Origin of the sequence: Myxococcus stipitatus DSM 14675, assembly GCF_000331735.1 — a bacterium.
Classification (GTDB): Bacteria; Myxococcota; Myxococcia; order Myxococcales; family Myxococcaceae; genus Myxococcus; species Myxococcus stipitatus.
The window spans coordinates 4,834,339-4,852,399 of the sequence record NC_020126.1 but is presented as its reverse complement, the minus strand read 5'-3'; the positions used below and the strand labels follow the sequence as shown (position 1 = coordinate 4,852,399).

Here is an 18,061-nt window from a genome sequence, read left to right as displayed (position 1 = left end):
CTGACCGGAAGTCCGACTTCCCGACCACAAGGACACCCTTCATGACTACTGGACGTTTCGCCCTGACGGGCATCGCGGCCCTGGCACTCGCCGCGGGACTGGCCACGCAAGGCTGCGGAGATGACACCGTGCCCTGCGACAACTGCCCTGCCGTGGAAGGCCGCTACCGGATGGCCTTCACCGACGGCGGCGTCCCCGCCGATTGCACCTTGCTTGGAGTGGACCTCCCTCGGGGCCGGACCCTGGAGATCTCCCGGACGGGCGCCAGCCTCGCCGGTAAACTGGAGGGTGTGGGCCTCTCCGGCAACGTCTCCGCCGAGGGCTCCTTCACGTTGGCGGGGACGCAGCCCGGCGCGCCAGACGGTGGAACCACGGTGAACTTGAGCCTCGCCGGTCGCTACACGCCCCCCGTGGGGGACGGCGGCACGGCGCGACTCGATGGAACCTTCACCGGCAACTTCTCCCGCCCGAGCACAGGTGCGCCCCAGCGGTGCGGCATCATCGTCCCGTTTTCGGCGACCCGGGAGTAACACCTCGGGCCGCCAACGGGACGGGCCAATTACTTCTTCTTGGCCTCGGCGGCCTTGGCCTCCGCCTTCTGCTTCTTGGCCCGCTTCTTCCAGGCCTGCTTGATCTTCATCTGCACGCGGCGGTGCTTGCTCTTGCTGCGGGCCATCGCTGACTCCTGTGCTCCATGATGGAGACGTGAAAAGAGGCGCTTAACTATCAGAACCCGAAGGGCTCCCGGAAGAGGAACCCTTCAAAGGTGTCGAAGAGGCCTGCTCGGCCCCAGGCTCCCCCCCGGGTTCCACCTCGGGGGCCGGACGTGTCGGGAAGGGAATCCCCTCCGCCCCCCGGACCTGGGTGGGTCGGGCGGTGGACACGGTGACCTCCCCCTCCCGGTCCTCGTCCGTGGGCTTCTCCCGGGAGGCCGGGGCGCTGCTCTGGTGGGGGCGCTTCTTCACCGAGGCGAAGATGGGCTTGCAGGCGTCCACGAAGTGGCGGACCTCGTCCAGGGGGAGCGCCGGGCAGTGGTTGCCGTTGGCGCCCGTCATGGAGGTGGCCATGCACATGGCGTTGAGGATGGCCTCCTCGGTGGCCTCCATCACCGCCTCGTAGAGGGGGTCCAGCCGCTGGTCCAAGAGGAGCTTCAGCTTGTAGACCATCTTCTGGGTGCGACGCGGGATGATGTTCGCGGTGGAGAAGCCCACCACGATTTCCCCCGAGCCGTGCGCGGCGTAGCTGCCCACCCGGCCGATGCCCAGGCCCACCCGCTTGCACAAGCGGTTGATTTGATGGCTCAACAGGGGCGCGTCCGTGGCCACCACCGCGATGATGGAGCCGTAGGTGGTGCCGCGCTTGGGGGCGCCCTTGAACTTCTCCGCCAGCACCTCCCCCACCGGGAGGCCGCCGACGCGCAGGTTGTGCATCTTCCCGAAGTTGGACATCACCAGGACGCCCAGGGTGTAGCCCCCCAGCACCTCCGGCAGCTTGCGGGACGCGGTGCCGATGCCGCCCTTGAAGTCACACGTCACCATGCCGGTGCCGCCGCCCACGTTGCCCTCGGCCACCGGGCCCGAGGCCGCGTTGCGGATGGCCTCGTAGACGTGCTCCTCGCGCACGTGCCGGCCGGAGATGTCGTTGAGCCAGGAGTCGTCGCACTCGCCGACGATGGGGATGATGACGTCGTGCTCGTCGCCGATGCCCGGGTAGCGCTCCACCAGGTGGCGCGCCACGCCGTCCGACACCGCGCCCACCGCCATGGTGTTCGTCAGGAGGATGGGCGTCTCGATGAGCCCCCACTCCATCAGCTGCGTCATGCCGGAGACCTCGCCCGCGCCGTTGAGCACGAAGCCTCCGCCCGTCATCCGCTCCATGAAGATGTTGCCGTTGTTCGGCAGGATGGCCGTCACACCCGTGCGCACCGGCCCATGGCCCGGTCTCAGGGGGCCTTCCCCCTGGATGAGCGTGCAGTGGCCCACGAGGATGCCATCCACGTCGGTGATGGCGTTGTACTTCCCGGGCTTGAAGCGCCCCAAGGGAAGTCCCAGCTCTCGGGCGCGAACCCGCGGTCCGTTGTACTCGGGGATGTGCACCATGCCGGCCACACTAGCGGACCATCACCCACCGTCAACCACTCCGCGCGCGTAATATCTTCGGGCAGGCGAACGGTGGAACGGCCCCCGAGACTCCAAGCGGCCCCGGGAACTTGGGGGCCGCTCGGGGGTGAGGCGCTCAGGCCTTGGCTTCGATGCGCGGAGCCCCCTCGGAGGACGAGGCCCCCGCGGAGCTGGTGCCGCCGTTGCCGTTGCCGCCGTTGCCATGGGGGCTCGCGGCGGGCGGCGCGCTGGCGGACGGAGCGGGCGCGGACATCGCCCCCGGCTCATCCAGCGAGGCCACCTTGTGAATCACGGTGGAGGCGTGCTCGGTGGCGGCCCGGCGAGCCTCGCGCTCTTTGTAGCGGCGGATGGCGGGCGCCATGATTTCGCCGATGAGCGCGCGGTAGTCCATGCCGGCGCCCTGGGCGATGAGCACCAGGTCGCTCCAGCCCGGCGTGAGGCCCGGCAGCGGGTTGCACTCGATGAAGTAGATGCGGCCCTTGTCGTCCATGCGGAAGTCGATGCGCGCGACGTCGCGGCACCCCAGCGCCATGAACGAGCTGCGCGCGGCCGTGCGCAGCTTCTCCAGCAGCGCGGGCTCAATCTTGGCGGGCGCGTCGTAGCGGATGCGGTCCGTCCAATCGAGCTTGTGCTGGAAGCTGTAGACGGGGTTCTTCTCGCCCTTGTCCAGGAAGACAATCTCCATGGGCGGAAGCACCCGAGGACGCCGCTCCCCGAGCAGGCCCACGGTGAACTCGCGCCCGCCGATGTACTCCTCGATGAGCGCGGGCTGCTGGTACTTGCTGGCGATTTCGCGCACCACCTCGCGCAGCTCCGCCTCGCTGTGGCAGACGCTCTTGGTGACAACGCCCTTGGAGCTGCCCTCCGCCACCGGCTTCACGATGAGCGGGAAGGTGGTGAACTCCTTGTTGAGCCGCTCCTTGCCCGTGGCCATGAGCTGGAAGTTGGGCGTGAGGATGCCGGCCTGGCGGACGATCTTCTTCGCCAGCGCCTTGTCCAACGCGATGGAGAGCGTGGCCGGGTCGCTGCCCGTGTACGGGATGTCCAGGAGCTCCAGCATAGCGGGCACCTGGCTCTCGCGGTTGCGGCCCTTGAAGCCCTCGGCGATGTTGAAGACGATGTCCAGCGGCGTGCTGGACAGCACCGTGGGCAGCTCCGCGGTGGCCTCCAGGTCGATGACCTCGTGGCCCCAGGAGGCAATCGCCTCGCGGATGGCCTGGAGCGTGTTGGGCGAGTCGTACTCCGCCTCGCTGTCCTCCACCGACTCCCCATGCGCGCTGGGCTTCACGCGCTTCACGTTGTACGTGAAGCCCACCCGCAGCGGCCCCGTCTTGCGCGCGGGCTTGCCCTGCCGCCGCGCGGAGTCCTTGATCTTGTAGCGCCGCGCCGCGCTCTGGATGATGGAGTTGATGACTCCGTCCAGGTGCAGTCCGTCCAGCTCCGCGGACGCGTAGATGCCCGCCCCCGGCTCCAGGCTGGGCAGCGCGTTGATCTCCAGGAAGTACGGCACGCCCGCGTCGCTGAGCCGGAAGTCGATGCGGCCCAGGTCGCGGCAGTCGAGCGCCTTGTAGATCTTCTGCGCCATCTTCCGGATGTCCTCCGCCGTGCGGGCGGGAATCCGGGCGGGCGCGAGCACGGAGACGGCGTTCTCCTTCTTCGTCTTCAGCTCGTAGTCGTAGATGGCGTACCGGCGGCCCGCGGTGACGGCCGGGTCCACCACGTACTCCACCGGCGTCAGCACGCCGTCGTAGTCGTTGTCCACCGCCGCCAGGAAGGGCACCGTCAAGTCGCGTCCCGGGATGAACTCCTCCACCAGGACACCCGACGGGTACTTCTCCAGCGCGGAGGCCACCTTGAGGCGCACCTCGTCCAGGGTCTCCGCGATGGAGTCCTGGGTGATGCCCTTCGAGGAGCCCTCGAAGTTGGGCTTCACGATGACGGGGAAGCGCAGGTTCTCCGCGACCAGCTCGTTGAGCTTCTCCACGTACTGCCAGCCCGGCGTGCGGATGCCCTGCTTGGACAGGACCAGCTTGGTGAGCTGCTTGTCCAACGTCACCGCCAGCGCATACGGGTCCGAGCCGGTGTACGGGAAGCCCAGCTCGTCGAAGAGCGCGGGATAGAACGCCTCTCGGAAGCGGCCCCGGCGTCCCTCGGCCGTGTTGAAGATGAGGTCCGGGCTGTAGGCCTCCAGCCGCGCCACGGTGCGCGAGGCGGGGCCACTCACCTCGAAGCGCTCCAGCCGGTGTCCCAGCCGCTCGATGGCCGCGGCCAGCGCGTTGACCGTCTCCTGGGTGTCGAACTCCGCTTCCTCTTCCGAATCAGACAACCTGAGATTGTGGGTCAGCGCGATGCGCACGGGAGCCCCCTTCTCTTCTTCAACGAACGACCGCGACGGACTTTCGCCGCGGACATGAGCCGCCCCGGCGCACGCTGGTGCGCCACCGGGTCGCGAGCTGCAACGGTTGCGCCGGCCACAACCTTCCCATCCACCACTTGCGTCTGGGCCCACGTGTCGCCGAGCCGCCAACCAAGCGGGTCTCTCAGCACGCGCCACGCCTCGATGCCGCCAATCACCACCAGCCCCGCGACGGCCGCCACCGCGCCCAGCGGCGCCGGCATCATTCCCAGCAGGACGATGAGCGCCAGCGGTGCGTTGCGAAGCGTGCTGTCGCGGTGCCGCGCCGCCGAGCGCGTCGGCAGATGCATCACCTTCACGCCGAAGATGCGCTTGCCCACGCTCTGGCCCTGGATCATCCCATCCGCGAGCAGCAGGAACAGCAGCGCGACGACCGAGCCCGCGGCGCCACACACCACGTACAGGCCCCACGCCACCGCCACGTCGACGATGCGCGCGCCCAACCGCAGCCACAGCGAGGCCTTCGGATAGGGCGAGCCCGGCTCGGCGTCATGCACCACCAGCCGCAGCGCGCGCCCTCCGCCTCGGCTGGCCGCCATGAGGACCCGCTCACGGGGCGCGCTCACTCCTCGGGCTCCAGCGTGAGGCCCTCTTCGCGAGGCTCCGGCTCATCCATTCCCGCCAGCCGCGCCAGCCGCTCATGCGCGCTCAGCGGATGGAACGGAGGCCGAGGCTCCGACTCGGAGGCCCACGCCATCCTCGCCGTGGACCCCGACTCCGACAGCCTCAAGAGCTTTGCCCGCGCCGAGTCCTGGTCCGACTCGGCCGCGACGCCCTCGCGCGTGAAGAAGATGAACGCCATGGCCGGCCGCTTGGAGGACTCGCGCATCGCGAACTGCACGCCGTCCAGGTTCCAGCCCTTCGCGGTCCACTCGTTCAGGGCACGCTCCATCGCGCCCTCGTCCACCGTGGACAGCTCCACCACTTTGTACTGCAACGAAACAGAAGTACGAACCACGGGGGCGCGCTGGGTGCCGCGGCGCTGAGCCGAACCGCGCCGTCGTGGGGGCGGGGGCTTCTCCGACCTGCGTCTGGGACGCTTCTTCTTGGTGGGCATCGTGCGCGGGCTATTTGGACGCAACGCCCGCGGAGGATCAAGCGGCATCCCGCGCGCGGGCGCTCGTGCTGTTGCCTACAGGAGCTTCGCGGCTTCCAGCGCGTGGTAGGTGATGATGAGGTCGGCCCCCGCCCGCTTGATGCCGGTGAGCGTCTCCAGCATCACCCGTTCGTAGTCAATCCAACCATTCTGGCCGGCCGCCTTGAGCATGGCGTACTCGCCGGAGACGTTGTAGGCGGCCAGGGGCAGGTCGAAGCGCTCCCGCACCGCCCGGATGACGTCCAGGTAGGCCAGCGCCGGCTTGACCATGAGCATGTCGGCCCCCTCCTCCACGTCCAGCGCCACTTCCTTGAGCGCCTCCCGCACGTTGCCCGGGTCCATCTGGTAGCCCCGGCGGTCACCCGACTTGGGGGTGCTCTGGGCGGCCTCGCGGAAGGGGCCGTAGTAGCCGGAGGCGTACTTGGCCGCGTAGGAGAGGATGGGGATATCCGTCAGGCGCACCTCGTCGAGCGCGCGGCGGATGGCCCCCACCCGCCCGTCCATCATGTCCGACGGGGCGATGATGTCCGCGCCGGCCTGCGCGCAGGTGACGGACATCTGCGCGAGCAGGGGCAGCGTGGCGTCGTTGACGACGTGGCCCTCCTCCAGCACGCCACAGTGGCCATGGTCCGTGTACTCGCAGAGGCACACGTCGGCGATGACCTGGAGGTCCGGCTCGGCGGCCTTGATCTCCCGGATGGCGCGCTGGACGATTCCGTCGCGCGCGTAGGCCTGCGTGCCCCGGGCATCCTTGTGGTCGGGAATCCCGAAGAGGATGACGGAGGGCACGCCCAGGGACTTCGCCAGGCGGGCCTCCGCCACCGCGTGCTCCACCGACAGGTTGAAGATGCCCGGCATGGAGGCGATGGGACGGCGCACGTCCCGGCCTTCCACGACGAAGAGGGGATAGATGAAGTCCCCCGGGTCGAGCCGCGTTTCGCGCACCATCTCTCGCAGGACGGGAGAACGGCGCAGGCGGCGGGGGCGGTGGACGGGATGGGCCATGATGGACGCCGATATAAACCGGCGCCGCCCGGCCTTCATCGTTTCCGTGGGGCCGCCCGGCTGCTCACCCTGCGGCGAGCCGCCAGCTCAACTGATGGCGCTGACGCTCCCGGGCCTGGCGCTGCGCCCGGGCCTCCGCGAGATCCGCCTCGTGCAGTGCCCGTGCGTAGCGCACGCGCGCCGCCTCGGTCCCGGACGCGAGCTCCAGCTCCGCGGCAACCAGTTCCCGGCGGGCTTCCTCGCGCTGCTGCTCGATGCGATCCTCGTACGTCATCCGTGTCTCCTCCAGAAGTGGGGTGTGCCCCGCGTTCTGCACGGGCCGGACCACAGAAGGTGAATCGCGCAAGGGCCCGAAACGACGAGGTGTCGCGTCGCGGCAGGCACCCCAGGCGTGCGAAAGGCCTTACCCAGCGCCGCGAAACCGTGGCCGCGGGGCCCTGCCACCGTGGTTTCCCCGCCACCCTGCCCTCTCCCCGCGACGACGGCAATCGCCGGCCGGGTCGCTCGTCTACAGTCGTGAACGTGACAAACAGCGCACCTGCCATCGAAGTCAGCAACCTGCGGAAGACGTATCGCCGCGCCTTCCGGAAGACCGGCAGCATCGCCCTTCAGGGCATGGACCTGGTCGTTCCCAGAGGCAGCGCCTTCGGCCTCATCGGGCCCAACGGCGCCGGCAAGACGACCTTCATCAAGAGCATCCTGGGCATCGTCCAGCCCACCGAGGGCACGGTGCGAGTGCTGGGAGGCTCCCCCGAGGACGCCCGGATTCGCGCGCGCATCGGCTACCTGCCAGAGCGGCTGCACCTGCCGGGGTCGTGGATGCCCACCGCGTTCCTCGCCATGGTGGGTCGGCTCAAGAGCCTGCCTCCCGACGCCGCGGGCGACCTGCGGCTCTTGGAGCGGGTGGGCCTCTCGGACGCCGTGTCGCGCAAGATTGGCGGCTACTCCAAGGGCATGCGGCAGCGGCTGGGCCTGGCCGCGGCGCTCATCGGCAAGCCGGAGCTGCTGGTGCTGGATGAGCCCACGGACGGCATCGACCCGATGGGCCGCATGGAGGTGCGGCGCATCCTCCAGGAGGAGGTCCAGCGGGGCACGACGCTCTTCCTGAACTCCCACCTGCTGGCGGAGACCGAGCGCATCTGCGACCGGGTCGCCATCCTGGCGCAAGGGCGCGTGGTGCGAGAGGGCCGGCTGGACGAGCTGGTGCGGGGTGAGTCCCGGTGGATTGCCCGCTTCGCGCCGGGCGCCAACGCGGAGGGGCTGACGGGCGCGGGCTTCGTGCCGGCCCGAGCGGATGGCCTGTATCACGTGGAGGCCCCGGACCCGGGGGCGCTCAACGCGGCGCTGGACCGGGCGAGGGCCTGCGGGGCACTGCTGGTGGAGCTGCGGCGGGACGGAATGGACTTGGAGGCGGTGTTGCTGGGAACCATGGGCTCCGAGCCGGGGCGGGCAGAGGTGGCGGCATGAAGCCGGTGTTGGGTATCGCGGGGTACGTGCTGCGAGAGGCCGTGGCCCGCAAGTTCATCCTGGCCTTCCTCGCGGGCATCACGCTGGTGCTGGCGGTGGTCGCGTTGAGCCTGCGCCTGGAGGTCATCGATGGGGCGCTGGCGGCCTCGCGGCTGTTCGGCGAGGAGATCAACTCGAACATCCAATCCGTCGACATGGCGCTGCGGCCCGTGTACCAGGCGGCGGCGTTCATCGTGTTCTATGGCGGCATCCTGTTCGGCATCGTCGCGTGCTCCGACTTCGCGCCGAGCCTGATGTCTCCCGGGCGCATCGAGCACCTGCTCGCGCTGCCCATCCAGCGCTGGCACCTGCTGGCGGGGACGTTCCTGGGGGTGATGACGCTGGCGCTGGGCGGCACGCTGTATGGCACCACGGGGTTGGTGCTCATCTTCGGCGTCAAGGCGGGGTACTGGTCGGTGGGGCCGCTGGTCTCGGGACTGCTTGCGTGCGTGGGCTTCGCGGCGGTGTACGCGGTGATGTTGACCACGGCCACGGTGGTGCGCAGCGCGGCGCTGTGCGCGGCGGCGGGGGGCTTGTGCCTGGTGGGTGGAATCATCGCGGGCCACCGGCACACCATCTCCAACTTCTTCGAGTCGGGCGTGAGCCGGGCGGCCTTCCGGGGGGTGACGCTGCTGCTCCCCCGTCTGTCCTCGCTGGCGGAGGCCGCGGGCGACATGGCGGCGTCCACCCCGCTGGAGGTCCGCTCGCTGGGGACGCTGTTGGTGGGAGTGTTCGTGTTCGGGCTGGGGGTGCTCGCGGTGGGTTTCTGGCGGTTCGAAGGGAAGGATTACTGACATGGAGAAGCGTCAGAAGCGGCGGGTGTGGTTGGTGGTGGCGGCGGCGCTGCTGGCTCTCGCCGCGCTGTTGATGGTCGCCGGACAGGGAGAGATGCCGGAGGTCGAAGCACTCAAGGTGGACTTCCCACGTCGGATGCGCACCGCCGAGCGCGAGCGCGCGGAGCGGCGCCGGACGCACGTCATGCCCGTGGCGGAGGTCTCCGACTCCGGCGCCCCGGCCGAGCGCCCGCGTCCCAAGGACCCGGTGCTCGCGGCGCTTCCTCGCGGCAAGGGGAAGACCGCGGTGGTCATCGAGGCAAATGCGCTGCGGCACTCGCCCGTGGGTGAGCTGCTCCTGGACTGCATGATGCGGGACGGGGGCAAGCAGCTCCAGGAGTTCCGCGAGAAGAGCGGCGTGGACCCGCTCAAGGATCTGGACCGCCTGGTCATCACCGATGAAGGGCTGATGCTGTCGGGCGACTTCTCCAACGCCCGCTTCAAGGACCTGATGAAGGACGGCGTGTCGTCGAACTACGGCGAGAATGCCCGCGTGTACGAGCCCAGCGAGACCACCCAGGGCGCCAATGGCACCACCGTGAAGCGCCGGGAGCCGTCCGCCATCGGGACGTGGAACAACCAGCTCATCGTGATGGGCCGGTCGCCGGATGACGTGAAGGCCACCATCGACCGCGTCGAGGGCCGAGGCCCGGACGAGCCCCCCGCCATCTCCGAGAACAGCACCTACGGAGAGATGTATGGCGTGCTGTCCGTGGACATGATCTCCCGGCTGTTCCCGCCGGAGCAGGCGGCGCTGGCCCAGCGGCTGCGCAACGTGGCGCAGAACGTGGAGCTGCACCTGGACGCGACGTCGGATGTGGCGCTGGTGGCCGACATCCAGGGCGCCAACGCGGACGAGGTGACGGACCTGGGCAAGTCCCTGGGCGCCGCGATGTCCCTCGCGCGCATCCAGGCGCAGGCGCAGGGTGAGAAGGAGCTCGCGCAGTTGCTCGACTTCGCCAAGGTGAAGCCCGACGGCAGCTCCTTCACGCTCGAGATGGCCGTGCCGCTGTCTGTCATCAAGGAGCGCCTGGCGTTCTGCCGCGAGGAGCGACGCGCCGCACCAGAGCCTTCCGCGGAGGAAGAAAGCGCCAAGGCCGGGGTCGAGTCCACCCCGCCCGTGGCGCCGTAAACCCAGGCTCGAGCCGCGCCCTGCCCTGTCGTGCGAGACACGAGCGGGGCGGGCGTGGCGGGTCTGGAAAAGGCGCGTCCATCTCTGCGAGGCTTGTTGGCAGGACAGCTCATTCAACGAGGTCTGTCCTTCCCACCCGAGAATCGCTTGATGACTTCGCGCGTGTCGAAGGTTGCGCCGCTGTTGTTCGGTTCGGGCTTGTGCGCCCTCGTGTATCAGACGGTCTGGCTTCGGGAGTTCCGCCTCATCTTCGGCGCGAGCACCGCGGCCTCCGCGGCCGTGCTGGCCATCTTCATGGCGGGGCTCGGATTGGGCGGAGTCCTCCTGGGGGCGCGTGCGGACCGGAACCCTCGGCCCCTGAACTTCTACGCCAACCTGGAGCTGCTCATCGCGGGCAGCGCGGCGCTGAGCCCCTTCCTCGTCGAGCTGGCGCGCGCCGGTTACATCGGCGTGGGTGGGACGACCAGCCTGGGTCTCGCCCTGGGCTCGGTGGTGAGGTTGGTGCTCTCGGCGCTCGTGCTGGCGGTCCCGACGGTGCTGATGGGAGGAACCCTCCCCGCCGCCGCGAGGTCCGTGCAGTTGGACGCGGACCCGAACCGACGGCACCTCGCCCTCCTCTACGGCGTGAACACCTTGGGAGCCGTCACGGGCGCGGCGCTCTCCACCTTCATCCTGCTGGAGGTGTACGGCAACCGCACCACGCTGTGGCTCGCGTGCCTCCTCAATGCCGCCATCGCCATCGCCGCTCGGAGCGTGAGCCGGTCCATGGAGAGTGCGCCCGTGGCCCGCACCGAGGTCGAGACGCCTCCAGCCCCCGCCGCCGAGCCGGTGATGACCCCGCGGCCCTCCGACTCGCGCACTTCGCCGCACTTCGCGCGCGGGGCCGCGCTGGTGGTCGGCTTCGCGTTCCTGCTGATGGAGCTGGTCTGGTACCGGATGCTCGGGCCCATCCTCGGCGGGACGACCTTCACCTTCGGCCTCATCCTCGCGATGGCGTTGCTCGGCATCGGCCTGGGTGGCGCGGCCTACTCCATCGCCTTCCGTCACCGCGCGGCCACGCTGTCCGGCTTCGCCCTCACCTGCGCGGCGGAGGCGTTCTTCATCGCCCTGCCCTTCGCGCTGGGTGACCGGCTGGCCATCGTCGCCGCCCTGCTGCGCCCGCTGGGAGGATTGGGCTTCGGGGGGATGATGCTGAGCTGGGCCCTGGTCGCGGCGGTCGTCATCCTGCCCGCGGCGTTCATCTCCGGCATCCAGTTCCCGCTGCTCCTCGCGCTCGTCGGCAAGGGCAGCCAGGACGTGGGCAAGCACGTGGGCCAGGTCTACGCGTGGAACACCGTGGGCTCCATCGTGGGCTCGCTCGCGGGTGGCTTCGGTGTGATTCCCCTGATGACCGCGCCGGTGACCTGGCAGCTCATCGCCGGAATCCTCGCCGTGCTGGGACTGGCGTCAGCGACGCTGTCCTTGCGTCTCGAGCGCATCAAGGGCGCGCTGCTCGTCCCCGTGTCCGTCGCGGTGCTCGCGCTGGTGTTGCTGTCCGCGCGAGGGCCCTCGGCGGCGTGGCGGCATGGGAGCATCGGCGCGGGCCGCTCCGAGCTCAACCAGACGAGCCTCAATCACATCGACGCCTGGCTGCGCGAGAAATCCCGGGACATCGTCTGGGAGCAGGACGGTGTCGAGAGCAGCGTCGCGCTGAGCGCGGCCAATGGCCTGGCCTTCATCGTCAACGGCAAGGTGGATGGAAACACCATCGGCGATGCGCCCACGCAGGTGATGAGTGGCCTGCTCGCCGCGCTGCTGCATCCCGCCCCCCGGAACGCACTCATCATCGGCCTTGGAACCGGCAGCACCGCGGGGTGGCTGGGTGCGATTCCCCGGATGGAGCAGGTGGACGTGGTGGAGATCGAGCCCGCCATCCTCGAGGTCGCCCGCCGCTGCCACGCGGTCAACGCCGACGCGATGGACAACCCGAAGGTCCACACCGTCATCGCGGATGCGCGGGAGGTGCTGCTCACTTCGCGACAGCGCTACGACATCATCTTCTCGGAGCCCTCCAATCCCTACCGCGCGGGCATCTCCAGCCTCTTCACGCGAGACTTCTATCAAGCCGTGGAGCAGCGCCTCTCCGATGGCGGCATCTTCGTGCAGTGGCTCCAGGCGTACGAGGTGGATGCGCACACCGTCCAGAGCGCCTACGCGACCCTGGCCTCGGAGTTCGAGTTCGTGGAGACGTGGCAGGTCCACCACGGAGACCTGCTGTTGGTGGCGACGCGACAGCCGCTCGTCCATGACGTCACCCAGCTGAAGGCCCGGATGGCCGAAGAGCCCTATCGCTCCGCGCTGCGCGCCACCTGGCGCACCGACGAAGTCGAAGGTGTCCTCGCGCGCTTCGTGGCCACCCCTGCATTCACCACGTCCGTCGCGGAGGTGAGCCAGGACTTCATCAACACCGATGACCTGTCCTTCATGGAGTTCGCCTTCGCACGCAGCCTGGGACGACAGGCGGGCTTCTCCATCGACGCACTCTGGAATGAGTCCCATGCCGCGGGCACGAGCCAGCCCGCGATTCAGGGAGCGGTGGACTGGGAGCGCGTCGCGCAGCTTCGCGCGTGGAACAATGTCCCGCCCTCGCGCAGAAGCGCCCCCCTCCCGTCCTCGACGCAGGCACGACGGGCGTTCATCGAGGCCTATTCCAAGAACCAGCTCCCGCAGGCCCATGCGCGCTGGAAGAAGGAGCGCTGGGAGCCCCGAGGCCCCCTGGAGCAGGTCGCCATCGCGAGCGTGCTCGCGAACGCGGGTGACGCCGAGGTCCTGAGCCACCTGGAGCCCATGCGCTCAACGCTGCCCGTGGAGGTGGACCTGCTGGAGGGGCTCTACCAGGTGCGCAACGGCCAACGCGAGGTGGCCACGTCGCACTTCGAGCGCGCGCTCATCGCCATGCGGCGGACCCCGTGGACGGCTTCAGAGGTTCCTCGCCGCGTCTTCCCCGAGCTCGTCGACATCGCACGCGCCGACAAGGCCTTGGGCAAGAGGCTCTTCGACGCCCTCGCCCTGCCCTTCGCCGCGGACGCCTTCACTATCGCGAGGCAGGAGACGCGGGTGGAGCTCTCCCTCGTCGTGGACTGGTTGGGCCTGTGTGTCTCCGCGCTCCAACCCATCGAACCCCACACCATCTGGGACAGCGTCCAATTGCATGCTCGCGCCCAGTGTTACTCGCACCATGGACACCCTTCGGCGAAGCAGGCCGAACAAGACCTCGAGCACCTCATGGCGCAAGCACCGCCCCTGTTCATGGGTGGCGCCTCGCACGGCGACGCGCAGGGGACACTGCCTCCCGTCGTGGCCAGCGAACCCATTCCCTGAGCCTCGACGCGAAGCGCGCGTCCAGCCGTCACGCGTCCGTGTCGAGATACAACAGGCCCGCGGGTGGCATCGGCTCCACCCGCAGCGTCCTCGGAGGCAACGTGGCCTGCGCCTCCATCACGGCTCGCACTTCCCACACCGGCGGAGGGTTGAGGGCGAAGCCCACCTGGAACGTCCCCGTCTCCACGCCCTTCACCAGAGGTAGCAGCCCTTCGACGGGGAAGACCTGTGGATGCCCGGGTGACTCGGGCTCCTGGATGCCGAGCACCGTCCTGAGCACCAGCGCGTTGAGCAAGGCCAGGTCCAGACTTCGCAACGTCGGGTTGCGAGGCGCGCCCTTCAAGTGCGCCAGGTCCAGCCCCTGTCGGAAGCGCAGGATGCGGCCGCGGCCACCGGGCAACACGAGCAGCACCGCGTGGTGCCCGCTGATGAGCGTCGCCAGTCGCTCTCGCGCGGCCACCAATCCGCGAGGTGTATCCAGCGGCTCATCCAATTCGTAGACACGTGCGTACGCCGTCACCAGCGTGAGGAAGGTCTCCTCCCGAAACGTCCCCACGCCCTTGAGCGCGCGGTGCACGGGCAGCAACTCCAGGCCCGGGTCCGACAGCGGCACGATGGCCGCCAGCGTCGGCCCCGCATCGGCCAGCGCGGTGAGCGGGCGCATGGGCGCCTCGTCCAGCACGGCCTGGATGCGCTTGGACACGGGCGAGGGCTCGATTCGACGCAGCACGAGCAGGCGACCGTCGTACTCCCCTTCCCAGACAGGAGCCGCTCGCTCACTCGCCTCGGCCAGGAGCCCCCGGAAGACACCGTGGTCGTCCGCGGTGAGGGTGACGGCGGGCTCGACCTCCCAGGCACGAGGACGATACGGGTCGTGCTCCAGCGGCACGCCGCCATCGGGCCGCAGCCCGCAGAGGAGGTAGCGCACAGGCGGGCCTCCCAGCTTGCCCGCCTGACTGTGGACCTCCACCACGTACAGCGAGGGCCGGGCGTCTATCAGCAACACCCCCGACTCCCGCTGACGGCGAAGCTCCGCCGAGGGATTCGCCGCCTCCAGCAGAGGCCGGACATGAGCCGGTTGGGGCGCCGCGTTTCCACGCGGCACGACACCAGAGGGCTCGAGAGTCCGAGCCAGAGAGGGCAGCAAGGCCGGGAAGGGATGGACGCGCGCCATGTCGCCGGGAAGGTGGTGTCGTCTCCGCCACCTTGCCAGGACGCTCGCTCGTCCGCCCTACGCCTCGTCTACCACCAGACGTTGCGGTACGGCCGGTCCTTCGCCGAGCCCCTCGTCGACCTCAACGACGAAGGGTCCACGCTCTCCTCCCACAGGAGGCTCACCGTGGTGATGGCGCCCGCGGAGCCCAGGAACGACAGCACGTACGGCGTGGACTGGTCGAACCCACCCAGCACCAGGCCGGAGATGAGCAGCACCGCCGCGCCCACCCCGGAGCCGAAGAGGTCCGCGCGGAGAATCTGCGACGGCGTCGGGTTGTAGCGCATCGTGGCCAGCGCCAGCGCCCCCGCTCCGATTCCCGGCGCGAGCAGCAACGCGTCTCGCCACGTCTTGCCGGAGATGTCCGAGCCGGAGAAGTGGACGACCGCCAGCAGCAGCGCCGTATAGGCCGCGCCCCAGCCCGCGCCGGACGCCATCAGGAGGCCGTCATTCAGCGGCAACTGCCCCGTGCCCAGCCCCGCGGTGAGCCACGCGCCCAGCTCCGCGCCCAGGAACGCGGACCACGTCAGCACGCCCGGGTCCTGGGTGAACAGGTCCATGAAGCCCGCCATGAACATGCCTCCCACCAAGGAGTTGTGCATGCTGAAGTTCGCCATCGGGCGGTCCACCCAGTTGTTGAACTGCCACCACGCCGAGGCGCCGAAGCCCAGGCCCGCGCCAATCAGCGTGCCGGCGAGCATCGCCTCGCGAGAGCTCTTGTCGAAGCTGAAGTCATTGGCGAACGCCTGGGTGAAGAAGCCGCCCAGCGCACCGAGCGTGGTGTGGTGGGCGATGAAGCGGAAGCTGCCCGGTCCGGACAGGAAGGGGCCGATGCGCGGCTGACCGTCCAACAGGATGCCGCTGTCCACGTGCGGCGGCGGCAGGGCCGAGTTCGGCGTCAGGACCGGACGCGTCGACTCCTGCATCACGGTGGGGAGGGGCTCGGCCTTGGGCGCATCCATCGGCAGGGGCCCGTCTCGCGGGGGCGGCGCGCCATCCATCGCCGGGTCGGAGGAAGCGTGCGGGTCCGGCTGCGCGGAGATGGGGCGCTCGAAGCCCTGCTGCGGCGGGTCCTCGAAGTGGGGCTCCGCCGAGGTGGGAACCCTGGGCAAACCTTCCTCTGGTGGGAGCGGCTGCGACTCGTCGGTTCGCGAGGGCGCGGCGTCCTGGGGCGGATACGCGGGCTGCGCCTGGGAGGGTTCCGTGATGGGGTACGACGTGCCGGCCTGCGCACGCGCCGCCTCGGGGAGTGAGAGCACGAGCGTGAGGACGGTGGGGATGCAGAGCCAGTTTCTCAGAGATGACACGCAAGGACTCCTTGGGTCCGCCCGCCAGAAGACCATAACCCTTGTCTCCATGGTGTTTTTTGGACGCGTCTTGTCACTCCCACCTCGCTCCATGCAAGCCAACCGTCACAAGCACGGCATTCCTGCACACGTGCTTCAATTCTTCCGCGACGCCTGACTGCTCCGCGCATCCCTGCTCATCATGCCCAACGGGTTCTCGTGGTCCGAGCTCGCCGTCGATTCCGCTCGAGTCATCGTCGTCAAGGACGTGCCCCTCCCCGCCTCGGGGAGAGACTTCGTCCTGTATTGGTGCATGGTCAACCATCGCGCCGAGGAGAACCACGCGCTCGACACGGCCATCGCCCTGGGCAACCTCCTGGGTCTTCCCGTGGTGGTGTACCAGGCGCTGAGGCCGGACCATCCCCATGCCTCGGACCGGCTTCATGCCTGGGCCCTGGAGGGCATGGCGGACCTGGCGCAGGCCCTCGCCTCCCGAGGGATTCCCTACTGGCTGGAGCTGCCCCGCCATCCCCGCGAGCACGTGGCGCGCATCGCGGAGCTGGGCCGGCGCGCCGCCGCCGTCGTGTCCGACTTCTTCCCCACGTACATCATCCCAGGGCACCTCCGCGGTGCGGCCAGGACGCTGGAGGTTCCGTTGTTCGCGGTGGACGCGTCCTGCGTCGTGCCCATGCAGCGCATCGCCACCCTCCAGGCGGGCGCGTACACGCTGCGGCCGAAGCTCCAGAAGCTGTGGCCGGAGTACCTGGGCCGCATGCTGCGCCCTCGCCCGCTCAAGGTGCGCGCGCACACGCTGGCCCCGGGCTTCGAGCTGGCCGATGCGCGCGAGGCCCGTCGAACCCTGTCGGGCTTCCACATCGACCACTCGGTTCCACCGCTCGAGGAGCGCGGCGGACGCAAGGCGGCATTGAAGGCGCTGGACACCTTCCTCCACCAGAAGCTCGAGGGATACGACGTCGAGCGCAATGACCCGGGTCGCTCGCACCAGTCCGGCCTGTCGCCGTTCTTCCACTGGGGCAACCTCTTCGCGGGCGAGGCGGCCCGGGCGGCGCTGCGTGCACGCGGCACGGATGACCCCGCGGTGCGCAGCTTCCTGGAGGAGCTGCTGGTGCGCCGCGAGCTGGGCTTCAACTACTGCTTCCACACGCCCGAGGCCCGGCAGCTCTCCACGGAGTCGCTTCCCGGCTGGGCCCGCGAGACGCTGCGCACGCATCAGAAAGACGCGCGTGAGCACCTGTACTCACTGGAGCAGATGGAGCACGCGCACACGGCGGACGGACTGTGGAACGCGGCCCAGCGCGAGCTGCGGGAGCGCGGCCGCATCCACAACTACCTGCGCATGCTCTGGGGCAAGAAGATTCTCGAGTGGAGCCCGACGCCGGAGGAAGGGCTGCGCCGCATCGCGCACCTCAATGACAAGTACGCGGTGGATGGAAGAGACCCGGCCAGCGTCGCCAACTTCATGTGGGTCCTGGGGCTGCACGACCGACCCTTCCAGGAGCGCAAGGTGCTGGGGAAGGTGCGCCCCATGAGCTCGCCGCGCACGGCGGAGAAGTACGACCTGGCGCCCTACATGGCACGTTGGGGACGCCCGGAGGACCCTCCCGTGAAGCTCAAGCGCGTGCGCGGAGGCACGAGCCGGTGAGCAAGGCTGTTGACAACGGCTCGGCCCGAAGTGACATGGCAATTCCCTTCCGGCCCGGGCGTCGGTAAACGCTTGGGCAGGACACCGACCTCAGGAGCCGTGCCATGGGCATGATGAAGTTCGATATTCCCCACTCCCTCCCGAAGGAGGAGGTCAAGAAGCGCGTCGAGCAGCTGCTTCAGTACTGGGGAGGCAAGTACGGAGTGAAGGCGGACTGGCAGGGCGAGGGCGCCAAGATTGTCGGCAAGGTGATGGGCATCAAGCTGGATGCGTCCTTCGTCATCACCGACAAGGCCGTCGAGGGTGAAGGCACGGACCCCGGCATGCTGCTGCGTGGCCAGGCGACGAAGTACCTGAAGGAGAAGTTCAGCTCGGTGCTGGACCCGAGCAAGTCGCTGGACCAGGTGAAGGGCGCCCTGAGCTGAAGGGCG

General features: G+C 69.2%; 16 protein-coding genes. 7 read left to right on the top strand and 9 right to left on the bottom strand.

Translation table 11 applies throughout. The annotated features are described in order from the left end of the window. The first annotated feature begins 41 nt into the window (after positions 1-41). Positions 42-530, top strand: a complete 489-nt coding sequence (locus MYSTI_RS18965; RefSeq protein WP_015349396.1) for a hypothetical protein — start codon at positions 42-44, stop codon at positions 528-530. A gap of 29 nt (positions 531-559) precedes the next feature. Here the strand turns inward: MYSTI_RS18965 and MYSTI_RS18960 are convergent, their stop codons facing one another. The 7 genes from MYSTI_RS18960 to MYSTI_RS18930 all read right to left on the bottom strand — a co-directional run bounded on the left by MYSTI_RS18960 (position 560) and on the right by MYSTI_RS18930 (position 6,911). Further along, a complete protein-coding gene (locus MYSTI_RS18960) occupies positions 560-676 on the bottom strand; it encodes a hypothetical protein (protein WP_015349395.1) in 117 nt (38 codons plus the stop codon). A gap of 43 nt (positions 677-719) precedes the next feature. Further along, on the bottom strand, positions 720-2,099 hold the full coding sequence (locus tag MYSTI_RS18955; protein ID WP_015349394.1) for a DmpA family aminopeptidase: 1,380 nt from the start codon (positions 2,097-2,099) through the stop codon (positions 720-722). A gap of 136 nt (positions 2,100-2,235) precedes the next feature. After that, positions 2,236-4,476: a D-alanine--D-alanine ligase family protein gene (locus MYSTI_RS18950; protein WP_015349393.1), complete on the bottom strand. Its 2,241-nt coding sequence runs from the start codon at positions 4,474-4,476 to the stop codon at positions 2,236-2,238. Continuing rightward, positions 4,461-5,102 (bottom strand): RDD family protein, encoded by a 642-nt coding sequence (locus MYSTI_RS18945; protein ID WP_015349392.1) that lies wholly within the window; start codon positions 5,100-5,102, stop codon positions 4,461-4,463. The genes MYSTI_RS18950 and MYSTI_RS18945 overlap by 16 nt, the downstream gene beginning before the upstream one ends. Further along, the gene (locus MYSTI_RS43865; RefSeq protein ID WP_233278318.1) at positions 5,099-5,473 is read right to left on the bottom strand and encodes a type IV pili motility protein SglS; all 375 of its coding nucleotides are present in this window, start codon (positions 5,471-5,473) and stop codon (positions 5,099-5,101) included. Before MYSTI_RS43865 ends, MYSTI_RS18945 begins: the two co-directional genes overlap by 4 nt. Positions 5,474-5,668: 195 nt before the next feature. After that, positions 5,669-6,637: a porphobilinogen synthase gene (gene hemB / locus MYSTI_RS18935; protein ID WP_233278317.1), complete on the bottom strand. Its 969-nt coding sequence runs from the start codon at positions 6,635-6,637 to the stop codon at positions 5,669-5,671. 64 nt (positions 6,638-6,701) lie between these two features. Further along, a complete protein-coding gene (locus MYSTI_RS18930; RefSeq protein WP_015349389.1) occupies positions 6,702-6,911 on the bottom strand; it encodes a hypothetical protein in 210 nt (69 codons plus the stop codon). A 242-nt stretch (positions 6,912-7,153) separates the two neighbouring features. Between MYSTI_RS18930 and MYSTI_RS18925 the strand changes: the two genes are divergently transcribed. From MYSTI_RS18925 to MYSTI_RS18910, 4 genes are all read left to right on the top strand, one after another. After that, positions 7,154-8,104, top strand: coding sequence for an ABC transporter ATP-binding protein (locus tag MYSTI_RS18925; RefSeq protein ID WP_015349388.1), 951 nt, complete (start codon positions 7,154-7,156; stop codon positions 8,102-8,104). Continuing rightward, the gene (locus MYSTI_RS18920) at positions 8,101-8,937 is read left to right on the top strand and encodes a hypothetical protein (protein ID WP_015349387.1); all 837 of its coding nucleotides are present in this window, start codon (positions 8,101-8,103) and stop codon (positions 8,935-8,937) included. Before MYSTI_RS18925 ends, MYSTI_RS18920 begins: the two co-directional genes overlap by 4 nt. A 1-nt stretch (position 8,938) precedes the next feature. Beyond that, entirely contained in the window at positions 8,939-10,108 is a 1,170-nt protein-coding gene (locus MYSTI_RS18915) for a hypothetical protein (protein ID WP_015349386.1), read from the top strand. Between the two features lie 162 nt (positions 10,109-10,270). Further along, on the top strand, positions 10,271-13,468 hold the full coding sequence (locus MYSTI_RS18910; RefSeq protein WP_233278316.1) for a fused MFS/spermidine synthase: 3,198 nt from the start codon (positions 10,271-10,273) through the stop codon (positions 13,466-13,468). A 28-nt stretch (positions 13,469-13,496) separates the two neighbouring features. Here the strand turns inward: MYSTI_RS18910 and MYSTI_RS18905 are convergent, their stop codons facing one another. Together MYSTI_RS18905 and MYSTI_RS18900 are read right to left on the bottom strand one after the other, a co-directional pair. After that, positions 13,497-14,642, bottom strand: a complete 1,146-nt coding sequence (locus MYSTI_RS18905; RefSeq protein ID WP_015349384.1) for a DUF1015 family protein — start codon at positions 14,640-14,642, stop codon at positions 13,497-13,499. A 68-nt stretch (positions 14,643-14,710) separates the two neighbouring features. After that, positions 14,711-15,988 (bottom strand): hypothetical protein, encoded by a 1,278-nt coding sequence (locus MYSTI_RS18900; protein WP_233278315.1) that lies wholly within the window; start codon positions 15,986-15,988, stop codon positions 14,711-14,713. Between the two features lie 181 nt (positions 15,989-16,169). On the opposite strand from MYSTI_RS18900, the gene MYSTI_RS18895 reads away from it, so the two are divergent. After that, the gene (locus tag MYSTI_RS18895; RefSeq protein ID WP_015349382.1) at positions 16,170-17,630 is read left to right on the top strand and encodes a deoxyribodipyrimidine photo-lyase; all 1,461 of its coding nucleotides are present in this window, start codon (positions 16,170-16,172) and stop codon (positions 17,628-17,630) included. Positions 17,631-17,734: 104 nt separating this feature from the next. Continuing rightward, entirely contained in the window at positions 17,735-18,055 is a 321-nt protein-coding gene (locus MYSTI_RS18890) for a polyhydroxyalkanoic acid system family protein (protein WP_015349381.1), read from the top strand. Positions 18,056-18,061 lie beyond the last annotated feature (6 nt).

Bases quoted from the DNA above. Each gene is read 5' to 3' on its own strand.
- MYSTI_RS18930 (WP_015349389.1), bottom strand. From the start codon at position 6,911: ATGACGTACGAGGATCGCATCGAGCAGCAGCGCGAGGAAGCCCGCCGG.
- hemB (WP_233278317.1), bottom strand. From the start codon at position 6,637: ATGGCCCATCCCGTCCACCGCCCCCGCCGCCTGCGCCGTTCTCCCGTC.
- MYSTI_RS18905 (WP_015349384.1), bottom strand. From the start codon at position 14,642: ATGGCGCGCGTCCATCCCTTCCCGGCCTTGCTGCCCTCTCTGGCTCGG.
- MYSTI_RS18960 (WP_015349395.1), bottom strand. From the start codon at position 676: ATGGCCCGCAGCAAGAGCAAGCACCGCCGCGTGCAGATGAAGATCAAG.
- MYSTI_RS18890 (WP_015349381.1), top strand. From the start codon at position 17,735: ATGGGCATGATGAAGTTCGATATTCCCCACTCCCTCCCGAAGGAGGAG.
- MYSTI_RS18965 (WP_015349396.1), top strand. From the start codon at position 42: ATGACTACTGGACGTTTCGCCCTGACGGGCATCGCGGCCCTGGCACTC.
- MYSTI_RS18920 (WP_015349387.1), top strand. From the start codon at position 8,101: ATGAAGCCGGTGTTGGGTATCGCGGGGTACGTGCTGCGAGAGGCCGTG.
- MYSTI_RS18915 (WP_015349386.1), top strand. From the start codon at position 8,939: ATGGAGAAGCGTCAGAAGCGGCGGGTGTGGTTGGTGGTGGCGGCGGCG.
- MYSTI_RS18895 (WP_015349382.1), top strand. From the start codon at position 16,170: ATGCCCAACGGGTTCTCGTGGTCCGAGCTCGCCGTCGATTCCGCTCGA.
- MYSTI_RS18955 (WP_015349394.1), bottom strand. From the start codon at position 2,099: ATGGTGCACATCCCCGAGTACAACGGACCGCGGGTTCGCGCCCGAGAG.